The following is a 15,213-nucleotide window of genomic DNA, read 5'->3' on the forward strand; positions in this document are numbered from 1 at the left end:
ATATGACACATTCAACTCGCTTCTACTATATATGGGCAAGTATCTTCTTCATTCTATTGGGATTACTGTTTTCATCAACTTATACCGGGCTCTTCATTTCTTTCGTACTAGCATGTGCTGCTTTTCGAGATGAAAAGCTCGGTATTGCTTATTTATTACTATTTATTCCGATGCGCCCTTTTCTCGTTGCTTTTAACCCTGGGCTAAAGTTTATCGGTCTATTTATCATCATTGCGCTCTTATTTCGTCTATTATTACAATATCGAAATAATATTTCAAAACTTTTTTCATTCCGGTACTTTGAAGTATTATATTTTCTTTTCTGCTTGTTTGGCGCTGGAATCGGTCTATTAAACGGCGTTTCATTCATTGCAATCGCTATGCAATTACACACACTGCTTCTATTTTATTTTTTATACTATATTGTTTCTCGTATCACTGTTCAGCATGATGATATCATATTTTTTGCGAAGATTACCTTTATCGCGTCTAGCATTATGTCTGTACAAGGTTTAATTGAAAAACTATCACTGCGCACTCTTGTTTTGCCAGAAGCTTGGAAAGCTCTTGTCCTCGCTCCGACAAATAAAATTCGGATATACGGCATGGCCGGGGGTCCAAATGAATTAGCATTATATTTGACGTTAGCTTTTCTCATTTCTTTATACGTTCTTCAACACGTATCAGGGAAAATGAAATATGTCACATATACAGGGCTTACGCTTATTGCCACAACATTATGGCTCACGTATTCACGCGGTGCATTTCTGACAGTTATCGTCTTTATGCTTATCTATCTATGTATCCACCGAAAGATTCCAATTTGGAGATCATTGCTAGTCATCTCCCTTTTGTCCTTCCTATGTGCAACATGCATCTCAAAAATGACAAACTATTTAGAGGGAGAGCAAGTAGGTGTAAAACGATTTACAGAAGCATTATCAGAAGACACAGTTGAACTTAGTAAACAAGACGGACGCATTTACTACGTAAAAAAAGCAGTTGAAATCTTTCAAGATAAGCCGATCACTGGCTATGGACTAGGTACATTTGGGGATGCTGCTACGCAAACTTTTTCATCACCTATTTACGAAAAATACGAGATTACATGGAATTTTTATTCTGACAATCAATACATTCAAATACTCGCTGAAACAGGTATCATTGGCGTTCTCTTATGTGCAGGATTTACATTTGGATTCCTTTCTATTCTTTGGAAATATAGGAGAAAAGCACCGTTTGCTCCTCTTACTTTATATTTAATAGTTGGAGCGATTATTGGAAGCGCTTTTTATAACATATTAGAAAATGCTTCATTTATGATGTATTTCTTTTTAACAGCCGGGTATATACAGCATGCTACGAAAAAAAGCTACTGAGAATTCAGTAGCTTTTTTCTTATACTATTTCTTTCGTAACTTTCTTACCTGTACAATCGTAAACAATATAGTAAGGATGATGCTGACGCCAGAAATAATCATACCAAGTTTTAATCCCGGAGAATGATAAGAAAGCACAACGTCATGATTACCAGCTGTTGCTTTCACTCCTAACAACCCATCCACAACTGCTGTTGTAGGCTGCTCTTTCCCGTCGATTGTAACTGACCAGCCAGCATCATAAGGAATTGGGAAGACAAATGTAGCGTCCTTCTTCAATGCAACATTTCCCTTAACCATTTTTCCCGAGTTTTCCGTAACCTTCATACTACTTTTTTGTAATGCTTTTATTGTCTCATTAAATTTGTCTATATCTAATCCATAGAACTGTAAACCTTTTAATGAAAAGATATCTTCCTGTTCAACTTTGATCTTCATCGTTGTAATCCCATTTGTCGGAAAATATCCAAAATCAATTAACGTTTTTTCGATATCTGGTGGTAAATAACATGGATACTTTTCATTCACCATAATTTCTTTCCAGTTTTCAATCCCAGTAGCTAATCCGTATAATTGAACTTCTTTCGGTATATTTACTTGAACCGTAATATATCCCGGTTTTTCCTTATTAACTCGTTCATATTTTCCTTCTTGTCCTGAAACAGCCGCCATATTTTCCAATGAAATCTTTGGATCTTCTAGCTTTTTAAATAGCGTTCCTTCTTTTATATTAATCAATTTTTCTTGGAAAACAAATGGATTTTCTTCATCTTTAGAAGGTATATGTTCGATTGGATAACCAAATGGAATCATATTGTTAACCTTAAACACATTAGCAAAGCCAAATTGATTTATTTTTTCATGCCCATATTTCGGTACGCTACCGTCTTCAATTTTATACCCAATTTTTAAAATCGCATCCATGAGCAACGTGTCCCCATGGTTATTAGCTACTAAAAGGTCTGGAGACGTTGAATAGCCCGTTAGCTTTAAAAAGCGATGAAATGATCCATTTGCCATCGAGTTAAATGTTTGGAAAGATGGATAATCATATTGTAAGGAATCATTTAGTGTTCGGGAATATTTAGTACTTACGTGATAACGCTCTGTATTCATTTCATTTACATATTGAATAGCTTGTTTCGCAGTTTGGTTCAATTCGTACTCATCACGCTTTGTATAAGCCATTTCTCTATGTAGTCCATGAATATATTTTCTTGTATTAAAACCTATATCGCATATTAAACATAGAAGTAATAATCCTGTCGTTATTTTTGTTAATGATGGTTTCATCATGCGAATATGCAATACGACCACGATAAACGTAATAAGGATAGCATTTATGATCAGTGTCTTACTATGAACTACTTCATAATGTTTCACTGACAATGCATACAATAAAATCAAATGAATAATATAACTAATCCATAATGGCAATACATCTTTTCGACTGATATGTTGAAATACTCTCGCTGCCATAAAAACAACTAACATTACAAAGACAAACGCAAAACGATATGGGTATGCATTTGGCCACTTATTTCCATGCCAAGCTAAATTTAAAAATGGAATTGCAAAACTACAAATTAAGAACAAAAATACAGCTATGGATAAGCACTTTTCTCGTTTATTAATTCCTTTATTTACAAAGTATAAAGGTAATAATACGAGTACTAATATAGATGCATATACATTCGGAATACCAAATAAACTCGAATCATACCCACCAGATAATAACTTCCAATAGAAAAGAAGTAAATCCAGCTTCCATTCTAATTTGAACTCCGTTGAACCGATACTATATGGGTTACTCTTTAACGCTTCAAGAGTTGGAAGAATAATCACCGCTCCTATGCCAGCAGCTAATCCCGTTCCGAGACAGAAAAGAAGAAAATATTTCCCCCACGTTTTTATGGCCCGGAACTCATATTGTGTAAAGAGTCGAATTATAAAATAAAGGAATGTAAAAATCCCAAACATAAAGGAAATGTAGAAATTTGCGATAAACATAATTGCTAACGAAAACGTAAAGAAAATAATCTTTTTATCTCGTAAAAGTTTTTCAACTCCCATTAAAACGACAGGTAGAAATACAATCCCATCTAGCCACATGACATGAAACGAATAGGCCATAACAAAGCCTGATAATGCATAAGCTGTTGAAAACAATAACAACCCTTTATGCTCTTTACCTATCACATAACGTAAAAACAAGCCGCATGTTACTCCTGCAAACCCTACTTTTAAAAGAGTAATCAGAAAAATAAATTCCGGAAGGTTTGCTTTATTAAAGAAGTAAAGAAGAATAGAAAACGGACTTGATAAATAATAAGCAAATGTTCCAATAAAGTTAATTCCCCCGCCTAACTCCATTGTATATTGTAAACTCTTTCCTTCTGTAAATACACTATGTAAATAAGAATAAAATTGAACATATTGCGTGCTTAAATCACTAATTAATACTGAATATTTTCCAAACGGATACATACCAAATATAGCATAACTTAAAAGCAGTATCCCGAATGGAATGAAAAAGAACAAAACCCCATACAACCCTCTTAATTGTTTCATTATTTTATGCTCCCGTTTCATTTTTTTGTATACTTGCCTTTTTTCACATAAATGAACATATAAAAATCCTCCCTAAACAGGTTCTGCTACCCCTGCTTAGAAAGGATTCTCTTTCACATTACTTCCTCTTCTTTGGCACGATCAAACAAAGAACAACCGCTGCCAGTAAGCTAATAACAGAAACGATGACCCCTACTACAAATCCAGGGGATGTATACTTCAATTCAATTGTATGTGTTCCTTTTGGTAGTTCTACACCAAGAAATGCATCATTTAATTTCAGTACTTTCCCATCTTTTCCGTCAACTGTTACTTTCCATCCTTTATCATATGGGATAGATAAGAAAAGAAGATTATCTTGTTTTACATCAATCTTTCCTTGAATGCTGCGACCAGTGTAGTTTGTGATGTTCAATGGTTGTTGTTTTAATTCATCTACACGTTGTTCAAATGTATCTATGTCGAGTCCATAGAACAACTGTTGATCTAATTCAACAGATTGGCGTTTTACCTTCACTTCTACTTCTACTTTTTCATTTTCAAAGGAGCCTAGATCAAGTATACCATTGTTCCAATAATAAGATGGATAATCAGACACGTCGCTGTCTGGTCCCTCACCGATTGTTTTACCTAATGTTTTTCCATTTACGTAAACCTTTGTTACACCAGTTGGTTCCACACGTAATTTTGTATATAACTGTTGTTTTCCTTTAACGTCAAACACATATTTAATGCTCGCTGTCTTATCCTCTTGTTGTCTAACTAACTGAATTGTTTTTTGGTTTGTAAGAGCTGCTTTTTTCTTCTCTGCAGCAAGTTGCTTTTTACTTTTTTCTGCATCATCTGCTACTGCCAAGTTATTATATTGAACAGAAATTGGTTCAAGCGGCTTATAATAACTAACAGTTTGTCCATTTAACTTGCCAATCAGTTTATTTTGCTCTTCAAATGAGTTTGTATAATTCGTTTTTTGAACCTTTAATTTCTCTTTGCCTTTTGTATCAAACTCATCTTTATTGACCATATATCCAAACGGAAGAGCATTTTTATTCTCGTATACGGAAATATCTCCGACACTGTCAACTTTGTCAAAACCATATTTATTTAATGGACGATCCGAAATCATATACTTCATACCAAATAAGGCATCAGTTGAAACAATTCCTTTGCCATTTTGCAAAATTAACGCGTCCAAATAACCGTAACCTAAATCTTGCATATACAAATTCAAGTGTCCATTCGCAACAGAATTGAAATGAGTAAGTCCTTTATACCCAAAGCGCATTGCGTCATTCCAAGTTCTTCCCATTGTCGTTTCCATGCGATAGAGCCCTTTATCTTTTTCAGCCACTTTTTGAATTGTTTCTTCATATCTCGGATATGGAGATGCATATTCTTGGCGATTAATGTAGCCATACTCATAGCCCATTAACTTAATCATATATACTGTGTTAAGTGCAACATCTAATCCAACTACAGCTACTAATGCGAAAGATACCAATGCTTTGTTCTTTTTCACTCGAACTTTTGCGTATAGTAACAGCGCATAAACAACAATGAAAAAGATGTTTGCCATCATTTTGTTGGATTGCATATAAGAAGGTGCTACTTTTCCAAGTAAAACAATCATAAATAGGTTAAAGAAAACAACCTTTTTCAATGCTGGTAATAATTCTTCTCCAAAGATCATAAACGTTCGAACAGCCACATAAATCAGTAAAAATGACAATACAAACGAATAACGATATGGGAAATTTGTTGGCGGTTCAAAGCCATGCCAAGCAATATTTAAAAATGGTATTTCAAACGAAAGAACGATAAAGAGCATTACAGCCCCGTATATAATTTTTTCTTTTAATGAGATTTTCTTTGTTACAAAGAATAATGGAACAAGTAAGAGTGTTAATACACCAGCATACACGTTTGGCATTCCATTAACCGTTGTATCGGTAATTCCATTAAAGAAACGACTATAAAAATCAAATGGGTCAAAATTAAACGCTGTAGAAAATGGCAGTTTCGTACGCTCTGCAAAGTTGCTCTTTAAGTCCATATACGTCGGCAGTATGATAAATGCTGCCATTCCAGCTGCTAAACCTGTTCCAATACAAAACCATACAAACTTTTGCATAAATTGCTTTACATTACGGACGTCATACAGGACACAGAAACGCGCTGCAAAGTAAATAAATGTAAAGATTCCTACCATATAAGAAATATAGAAATTTGTAATAAACGTAAGAGATAAACTAAAAATAAACAATCCGAATTTTTTAGTCGTCAACAATTTCTCAATTCCAAGCATAATGAGTGGCAATAAATAAATTGCATCCAACCACATAACACAGAAAGAATACACTGTTACAAATGACATTAATGCATAAAAAGTTGAGAATAATGCGATTGTAATCTCACGACGCTTCATCATATGACTTAAATAATGCGTCATTGTCACACCAGCTAATCCAACTTTCAATAATGTTATAACCATAATTGCTTCTGGAATATGAGCACGGTCAAAAAAGAGAATTAAAATAGAAAACGGGCTTGCTAAATAGTAGGCAAATACACCAAGAAAATTTAGTCCCATTCCGCCTTCCCAACTATAAAAAATGCTTTTCCCATTTTTTATAACATCATATAAATATGTGTAAAACTGTACATACTGTGTGTGCAAATCAGTAACAAGAATTGATTTTTCTCCAAATGGAGCAATACCAATCAGTATAAACATTACACCATAAATAGAAAACGGAAGGAAGAAAGCTAATGCATATAAAAACTTCTTCTTCTTAAATAAATCTAACAGTTGTTGCATTATACTCCTCCATATCATTTCTAGTTCGAAAATATATGTATAAAAAAACAATAGCCGGCACAAGCCAAGCTATTTGTTTTTTATGCATTTTGGCCTTGTTTCACTTCGACCTTCTTTTTAAAAATTATATATTTGCTTGCAAAATAATTAACAACTACAACAATAACATTCGCGATAATTTTAGATACTAAATCATTGATACCTAACCATTCGATTAATGCAATCATGGAGAAGAGATCGATGAAGTACGATAAAACGCGAAATCCCATAAAATAGAAAAATTCTTTCATTGCATGGGCAAAGCTTGTTGGTTGACTTTTAAATACGTACTTTTTATTTGTAAAATATGCAAACAACACAGATACAATCCATGCGATTGTCGTAGCAACTTTGTAATCCATGCCAGCCAAAGTTGCACAAACATAATACATAACAATATTAACCAGCGTCGTTAAACCGCCAAAAAGCAAATAGTTAAAGATTTCCTTCGTTCTGTTATTCACGTTCTTAATCTCCTAACGATTTGATTTTACTTTATGATCTTCTACGCGATATAACTTTGCTGTTGGCTTTTCATCCAAATTTGTTACTTTATCATCGTTATACTCATCTACAAAGTATAGTGGACGATTTTTCGTTTCGTTAAAGATACGGCCTAAATATTCACCGATAATTCCAATGGAAATCAACTGTACTCCACCAAGGAATAAAATCGCTGTCATCATCGATGGATATCCAGTTACAGATTCACCATACATCATCGTTTTAATAATAATCCAAAGCATATAACAAAACGCACCAAATGATACAGTAAATCCGAAGAAAGATGCAAGACGTAATGGAGCCGTTGTAAAGGATGTAATTCCTTCAATTGCTAAATCGATTAGCTTAAAGTAGTTCCATTTCGTTTCACCAGCTGCGCGTGGATCACGGTCGAATAAAATTTCTTTCTTATTGTATCCAATCCAACTGAACATTCCTTTTGTATAACGCTGTGTTTCACGAATTTTCTTTAATGCTTCCACGCAACGTCTATCCAGTAAACGGAAATCTCCTGTATTTTCTTGAATTGGGATTCTTGTTGTTTTCTTTAATAGGCTATAGAATTTTCCAGCTGTCCATTTTTTCGCCCAAGATTCTCCTGCACGAGAACGTCTTTTTGCATAAATATCATCATAACCCTGCTCCCAATATTGAATCATTTCTGGGATTAATTCTGGCGGATCTTGTAAATCAGCATCAATAATGATAACTGCATCTCCCGTCGCATGATCAAGTCCTGCGATCATCGCCGTCTCTTTTCCAAAGTTACGAGATAAGTCTACATAGGAAATGCGTTTATCGCGCACTCGAAATTCTTTGATCATATTTAATGTATTATCTTTACTTCCATCATTCACAAATAAAATCTCGAAGTTGTAGTTTGGCACCGACTCAATTACGCCCGTTAACCGACTATACAGTTGATCTAACACTTCTTCTTCATTGTATGCCGGTACTAAAATTGTAATGGTCTTCAAAGAAGGTACCCCTTTCTTTTTCAAATTTTCTCAGTAAAGAACAATTTATAAGCACAGATTAGACATAGTAAATTGGATGTTTCCCTTAGAATACCTCATTCTCCAATTCACTATGTCTAATCTTACACATCTATCAATAATTAATTTTTAACTGCTCGTTCTTGCACTAGTTTTTGCATAATTTGTAGTAAATCTTCTTTTAATTCGTCATGTTGCAGTGCCATTTCAATTGTTGTTTGAATAAAGCCAAGCTTCTCACCAACATCATAACGTGTTCCTTCAAAATCGTAAGCGAATACGCGTTGAATTTCGTTTAGATTTTGAATTGCATCCGTTAATTGAATCTCACCGCCAGCACCGATATGTTGCTCTTCTAAGAAACGGAAGATTTCAGGTGTTAAGACATAACGACCCATAATCGCTAAATTTGAAGGTGCTGTACCTTGTGCTGGTTTTTCAACAAATTGTTTTACTTGATAACGACGGCCATCTTTTTCTAATGGATCAATAATACCGTAGCGATGTGTTTCATCTTCTGGAACTGTTTGCACACCAATTACAGATGATAATGTTTTTTCATACTCATCGATCAATTGTTTTAAGCAAGGTGTTTCTGCTTGCACAATATCGTCTCCAAGTAATACAGCAAACGGCTCATCACCAATGAATTTACGCGCACACCATACTGCATGGCCTAAACCTTTTGGTTCTTTTTGACGGATATAGTGAATATCAACCATTTTAGAAGAAGCTTGTACCTTTTCAAGTAGCTCATACTTTTTCTTTTCTAATAAATTTTGCTCTAATTCAAAAGCATTATCAAAATGATCTTCAATTGCACGTTTTGTTTTGCCTGTAACGATAATAATATCTTCAATACCTGCAGCAACTGCTTCTTCAACGATATATTGAATTGTTGGTTTATCAACAATCGGTAACATTTCCTTTGGCATTGCCTTCGTTGCTGGTAAAAAACGTGTTCCAAGACCAGCAGCAGGAATAATAGCTTTTCTTACTTTTTTCATGTTTACAACCTCTTTCTTTATGGTTTTACATGGCGAACATTTTTTTATTTCCTATCAGTTAATTTATCCTACACAGGATAAATTTATTGTACAAAGCACACTTAATATAGAGAACATAAATATGAAGTACGTCGTCATATTAACTCTTGTATAGTATCTCTCTAGGAATCTTACACCCTTTTTGCTTTATAATCTTCCCTTGTTTTTTATGACAAAGTGACATTCCCTACAAATTTTACATGATTGTCTCTTCATTAGTCAAGGTTTCCTCTAACTTGTCATAGATTGATAACATAATAAACGAACGATATTTCAACTGGTTCTGCGAAAGAAATCCTTTATTTTGAGAAGCCACTCCCCATGAAACAGTTTGTTATGCGTAGTTATTTTACCATTATTTCCCTGCGACAAAGAATTCCCAATACATGTACCTTTTACTTATTTATTAATTCTTTATGCAATAAAAAAAAGGGATTCCTCCCTTTTTTTATCCCGCATTAACGGGCAGTAAGACCCCCACTAATGGAAGTTTCACTTTATTGTACTCGATTCATAATAGCTTTTTTAATCTCCTCAAGCTTCTCTTCACTATGTTGTAAGGAATCTCCTTGTACACCGAAGTAAAACTTGATTTTCGGCTCTGTTCCGGATGGGCGTAAGCAGAACCAAGATCCATCTGCCAAATAATACTTTAATACATTTGATTTTGGTAATTTGATTTCTTCTGTCGCATTTTCTTCTACTTTTGTTCTAACGCTCGCTTTATAATCTTCAGCAATCGTTACCTCTAAGCTCGCAACTTCTGTCGGTCTATTTTCACGGAACGATGTCATCATATTTTGCATTTGTTCTGCTCCATCTTTTCCTTTTAACGTTAAGGAAACAAGTCCTTCACGGAAGTATCCGTACTTTTCAAACACTTCAAGTAAACCATCATATAATGTTTTACCTTGTGCTTTATAATATGCGGCAACTTCACATGCAAATAATACAGATTGTACCGCATCTTTATCACGGCAGAACGGACGAATTAAATAGCCGTAGCTTTCTTCATAGCCGAACTGGAACTCATATTCTCCGCTCGCTTCATATTGCTTAATTTTTTCACCGATAAATTTAAAGCCAGTTAACGTATCGATTGTATCAAGTCCATAAGATTTTGCAATTGTACGTCCTAACTCGGATGTAACGATTGTTTTTAATACAACACCGTTCGCTGGTAAAATACCTTGTTCTTTCTTTTGTGATAATAAGTATTCTAGCATTAAAGCACCTGTTTGGTTTCCTGTTAACACTTGATACTCACCATCATGATTACGAACTGCCACACCAAGACGATCGGCATCTGGATCTGTTGCAATTAATACATCTGCATCAATTTCTTCACCGTACTGAATTGCCAATTCAAACGCAGCATGCTCTTCTGGATTTGGTGATTTTACTGTTGAAAAGTCTGGATCTGGCTGTTCTTGCTCTTTTACAACGGTTACATTTTTAAATCCAACTGCTTCTAATCCGCGGCGCGCTGGAATATTAGATGTTCCATGCAAAGGTGAGAAGACAATTTTTAAATCTTGTCCAATTTCCTTCACAAGCTCTTTATCAAGAATTACTGTTTTTAATTGTTCTAAATATGCATCGTCAACTTCTTGACCGATAATCTGCAGGAGACCGTTTTGTTTTAGTTGCTCTACATCAGCAACCTCTACTGTCAATTCATCGCTTACATCATTTACATAATGAATCAACTCATCCGCTTCTTTTGGAGGCAATTGTCCCCCATCATCTCCATACACTTTATAGCCATTATATTCAGGCGGGTTATGGCTCGCTGTAAGAACGATACCACTGTACGTATGTAAATAGCGCACTGCAAATGACAATTCTGGCGTTGGGCGCAGACTTTCAAATACATATGTTTTAATGCCGTGAGCACCTAATGTTGCCGCTACTTCCATCGCAAACTCTGGAGATTTATGACGAGAATCATACGCAACAACAACACCGCGTGCTTTTGCTTCTTCGCCTTGCTTTTCAATGAAACGAGCTAAACCTTCCGTTGCTTTACGAACAGTATACACATTTAAACGATTTGTACCAGCGCCTAGTTCTCCGCGCATACCACCTGTACCAAATTCTAAATTTTTATAAAAGCTATCTTCAATTTTCTTTTCATTATTTTGCATTTCTTCTAATTGCTGCTTTAGCTCTGCATCTAAATCTGCAAAGGAAATCCAGCGTTCATATTCTTTTTTCCATTCCATGTTGTTTTCTCCTCTCAATCAGCATAGTCCCATTATATGAAAAAAATTATGCTTCCCTCAATATTTTTTATTTTTTTACAGCATTTAATTCCCTATTTATCACGAAAAAAAGGATTAGCAAACGCCAATCCTTTCCTTACTTACTCTTCATTTCCAAACATTTCAACAAGTGTTGCTAATGTACGCACCATTGCTCCTGTTCCACCACTTGGCCCTAAGTCATGTGCGCTACTTGTATCAGATGTTCCCGCGATGTCTAAATGCACCCAAGGTGTTTCTTCTGCAAATTCTCCAATGAATACACCTGCCATAATCGCATGGCCCTCACGTCCTGGTGAGTTATTTAAATCTGCTAACTTACTATTTCGAACACGCTCTTTATCACGTTCGAAAATTGGCAATTGCCAAATTGTCTCATCTGTTTCCAGCGCTGCTTCTAACACTTGCTCATAAAATGCTTCGTTATTTGTCATAGCACCTGTTGTATGATTTCCAAGAGCAACAATAACACCACCTGTTAACGTCGCAACATCAACAAGGTAATTTGCCCCTAGCTTCTTCGCATACGTAATACCGTCAGCTAACGCTAAGCGGCCTTCTGCGTCTGTATTTAATACTTCAATCGTTTTACCACTCATCGATGTAATCACATCATCTGGTTTAAATGCAGTTCCGCTCACCATATTATCTGTCGATGGGATAACAGCCACTACATTTTGCTCTGGGCGAAGTTCACCGATAATTTCCATAGCACCAAGGACAGCTGCCGCACCGCCCATATCACCTTTCATACCAACCATGCTTTCGCGCGGTTTTAGAGAATAACCACCTGTATCATATGTAATCCCTTTCCCAACTAAGCCAATGACATCTGTCCACTCTTCTTTCCCTTTATATAAAAGAGCAATCATTTTTGGCGGCTCTGTAGAACCTTGGTTTACCGCAAGTAGAGCACCCATTCCAAGCTCTTCCATTTCCTCTTTCTCAAGAACTTTATAATCCATATCATACTTTTCGGCTAGTTCAACAGCATAATCTGCTAAAGCCGTTGCCGTTAACATGTTTGGCGGCATATTCACAAGTGTCCGCGCAGAGTTTGTAGCACGTCCGTGCACATAACCAACTGTTAATGCCGCTTCAATTTCTTGCGGATCTTCCTTCGTAATAACAACAAAGCTTTCTAATTGATGTGCTTCTTTTTTATCCGTTTTATATGTTACTAGCTCATATGTACCAAGGGAATATGTTTCTGCAGCAATGTGCGCTACATCAATAACATCCAGTTTTTCTGTAACAAATGAATCTAACATAAATGCAACATCTTTCACTTTTGCACTTTGCAATGTTTTCGCTAGCTTTCCAAGTGCACCGCGCAATGTTTCTGTTGTATATCTTTCTCTTTTGCCAAGTCCGACAAAGTAATAACGTTTTACATTTGTTTTTCCTAAACTATGTACTTTTGAAATGGCTTTTTTCTTTGAAGAAATTTCTTTTTCATCTAGTAGCACTTGTAAATGTCCATCAAATGATTCGTTTAATTCTTTTACAAAACTGCTCATTACTTCATCTTCAAATAAAGCAACAACTACTGCTTCATGGCTTGCTAATTCTTTTTGTACTTGAAACATGACAGCACCCCCTGATTTTTCTATCCCTATTATACTCTTGTTTTCAGGAAAATGCGATAATTCAAACTTCTTCCATGTATAAAATAAATGGCGGGAAATTCGGCAAATCCTGAATTTGCTCATATGGAATTTGATCGACCTCTTCCGATAACATTTTCCGACACGTTTGAATAAATTGTACGACTTTTTCAACATTCAAGTTCCAATAAACCTTACAATAGGGAGTTAAATACATTTCAGCTACTTCCATCATCATTCGTGCTCCCTTTATATTCCCGTAGCTGTAATGATACTGTGCGACTGTCATTTGTAATAAACCTTTTAAAAACAAATTCCCTCGGTCCTCAAGCCACATCTCTTCTAATAAGTCATGGCACGTATAATAATCCCCTTCATTATACTTTATAAAAAACTCATAATACGCTAAAGGATAATCTTTCATCACTTCTCTCCCTTTACTGCGTTTTTTCTTCTCCATTTCACTTTATCCCGCTATTCGTGGGCAGTAATACTCCTACCTCAAATTTTGGCAAAATCAAAGAAGTTAGGTAGGACATAAACTGCCCATAAAAGCCCGATTGGTGAGGGTTAATAATCAGTGGGAAATACCCTCACTGATTAAAGTTTCACTTTATGATAACAAATGAAAAAAGTCTAGCGCCACATGCGTCTAGACTATTGTTGCTTTAAATATTGTGTGCGAAACACTTGCATTGTTTCGTCTTCATTTAAAAGCGCTAAATCTTGTTCTGTAAGTTTGCCATTTCCTACTTTCACAACGTAAACATTCACTTTTTTCTTTCCCCATTGATTATATACATCTCGCACAGTTTCATAATATAAATCAAGGCGATTCCCTTGAATTGCACCGCCTTTATCTGCCACAACACCGTAGCCATACCCAGGAACGAATAGAATTGTTCCAATCGGAAATATGCGAAGGTCAGCTGCGATTGTTGAATATATATCCCGCTTTACTTTCACCCCGGAATATGTAATCCCGTATTCAGGATGTCCTTTTGTTTTCCCTGTTGACTCCATACCAGCTGTATATCCTGTTGCAGTAACTTCCATTTGGCGATACTTTGACCAATCTTTTGCATTCTCTAAAGCACGAATAACTTCGGCACTTGGAATCGCCTGCTGATTTTGTTCAGCTGCGTGTACTACTTTCGCTCCATTCTTCTTATACATATGAAGCATTTCAGAAAGAGAGATTCCTGACATAGCTTGCCAAGTTACACACAATGCAGCTACAAATAAGCAAACCATTATCATGCGAATGCTATATCGTTTTATCATTTTCGTTTTCCACACTCCTTCATCGTTATTGTGCCCCAACCGATGAAGAAATTATTCATGAAAAAAAGCTCCTCAGAAAGGAGCTTCAAAACATTTGATATCCACGTTGCCGTAATGATTTGATTACAATACCAGATAAAGCAGCACCAACTAAACCCGTTGATAAAATGATAATGTCAGCCTGTCCAAGATGAAGAAAACTTGTTCCTAATGAAGAAAATGCTTCTTTCGGCTTTACAAAATAATCTAAGAAATCAACTTTATCAATAATAAATACACAAATAAGTGGATATACAACAAGCATCACCCATGTTGCCCGTAAAATCATATTTAATAAAAAACCAATTCCAAAAAATAAAACTAAGAATAACATCATAGAAATTAACAAAATAGGTATGCTCATTATTTCCATCCCTTCTTATTTATTTTCTGTATCTCCAACAAAAACGTTATATACTGTATAACCAAACTGCTCTCCTGGATTTAACATCCCATCCATTTGTAAAAGCGGAGCTGGCATCGCTTCTAATAAATACTTTATTAACACCGAAGCATCTTCATCATGTACGATATCCTCCGGAAATAAAAATGCTCCTTCAGATAATTCTCGCTCTTGAACGACAATGTCTTATTGTGATAGGTAAGGGTTTGATATTATCTCCGCCTTTTCCCCCACATCACACCGTACGTGATGGTTTCCCATCAT

11 protein-coding genes and 1 pseudogene are annotated in these 15,213 nt (G+C 35.5%); 1 reads left to right on the top strand and 11 read right to left on the bottom strand.

What is annotated here, in order from left to right:
- Positions 1-2: 2 nt before the first annotated feature.
- The gene (locus PLX19_RS24055) at positions 3-1,379 is read left to right on the top strand and encodes an O-antigen ligase family protein (protein ID WP_272191420.1); all 1,377 of its coding nucleotides are present in this window, start codon (positions 3-5) and stop codon (positions 1,377-1,379) included.
- Between the two features lie 24 nt (positions 1,380-1,403).
- Here the strand turns inward: PLX19_RS24055 and PLX19_RS24060 are convergent, their stop codons facing one another.
- The 11 genes and pseudogenes from PLX19_RS24060 to PLX19_RS26290 all read right to left on the bottom strand — a co-directional run.
- Complete coding sequence (locus tag PLX19_RS24060; protein WP_272191421.1) at positions 1,404-3,950, bottom strand: YfhO family protein; 2,547 nt, start codon at positions 3,948-3,950, stop codon at positions 1,404-1,406.
- Between the two features lie 118 nt (positions 3,951-4,068).
- Positions 4,069-6,768: a YfhO family protein gene (locus tag PLX19_RS24065; protein WP_272191422.1), complete on the bottom strand. Its 2,700-nt coding sequence runs from the start codon at positions 6,766-6,768 to the stop codon at positions 4,069-4,071.
- Positions 6,769-6,848: 80 nt separating this feature from the next.
- The gene (locus PLX19_RS24070) at positions 6,849-7,271 is read right to left on the bottom strand and encodes a GtrA family protein (RefSeq protein ID WP_272191423.1); all 423 of its coding nucleotides are present in this window, start codon (positions 7,269-7,271) and stop codon (positions 6,849-6,851) included.
- 12 nt (positions 7,272-7,283) lie between these two features.
- Positions 7,284-8,288, bottom strand: coding sequence for a glycosyltransferase family 2 protein (locus tag PLX19_RS24075; protein ID WP_272191427.1), 1,005 nt, complete (start codon positions 8,286-8,288; stop codon positions 7,284-7,286).
- 140 nt (positions 8,289-8,428) lie between these two features.
- A complete protein-coding gene (gene galU, locus PLX19_RS24080) occupies positions 8,429-9,313 on the bottom strand; it encodes a UTP--glucose-1-phosphate uridylyltransferase GalU (RefSeq protein ID WP_272191428.1) in 885 nt (294 codons plus the stop codon).
- Positions 9,314-9,849: 536 nt separating this feature from the next.
- Positions 9,850-11,577 (bottom strand): phospho-sugar mutase, encoded by a 1,728-nt coding sequence (locus PLX19_RS24085; RefSeq protein WP_272191429.1) that lies wholly within the window; start codon positions 11,575-11,577, stop codon positions 9,850-9,852.
- A 140-nt stretch (positions 11,578-11,717) separates the two neighbouring features.
- Positions 11,718-13,205, bottom strand: coding sequence for a leucyl aminopeptidase (locus tag PLX19_RS24090; RefSeq protein WP_272191430.1), 1,488 nt, complete (start codon positions 13,203-13,205; stop codon positions 11,718-11,720).
- A 61-nt stretch (positions 13,206-13,266) separates the two neighbouring features.
- Entirely contained in the window at positions 13,267-13,647 is a 381-nt protein-coding gene (locus tag PLX19_RS24095) for a DUF309 domain-containing protein (RefSeq protein ID WP_272191434.1), read from the bottom strand.
- Positions 13,648-13,880: 233 nt separating this feature from the next.
- Complete coding sequence (locus PLX19_RS24100; protein WP_272191435.1) at positions 13,881-14,507, bottom strand: 3D domain-containing protein; 627 nt, start codon at positions 14,505-14,507, stop codon at positions 13,881-13,883.
- 85 nt (positions 14,508-14,592) lie between these two features.
- On the bottom strand, positions 14,593-14,910 hold the full coding sequence (locus PLX19_RS24105) for a YuiB family protein (RefSeq protein WP_272191431.1): 318 nt from the start codon (positions 14,908-14,910) through the stop codon (positions 14,593-14,595).
- 15 nt (positions 14,911-14,925) lie between these two features.
- Positions 14,926-15,135: pseudogene (locus tag PLX19_RS26290) on the bottom strand (NUDIX hydrolase); the annotation flags it as partial.
- Positions 15,136-15,213 lie beyond the last annotated feature (78 nt).

The organism is Bacillus sp. BP-3, assembly GCF_028401955.1.
Taxonomy (GTDB): domain Bacteria; phylum Bacillota; class Bacilli; order Bacillales; family Bacillaceae_G; genus Bacillus_A.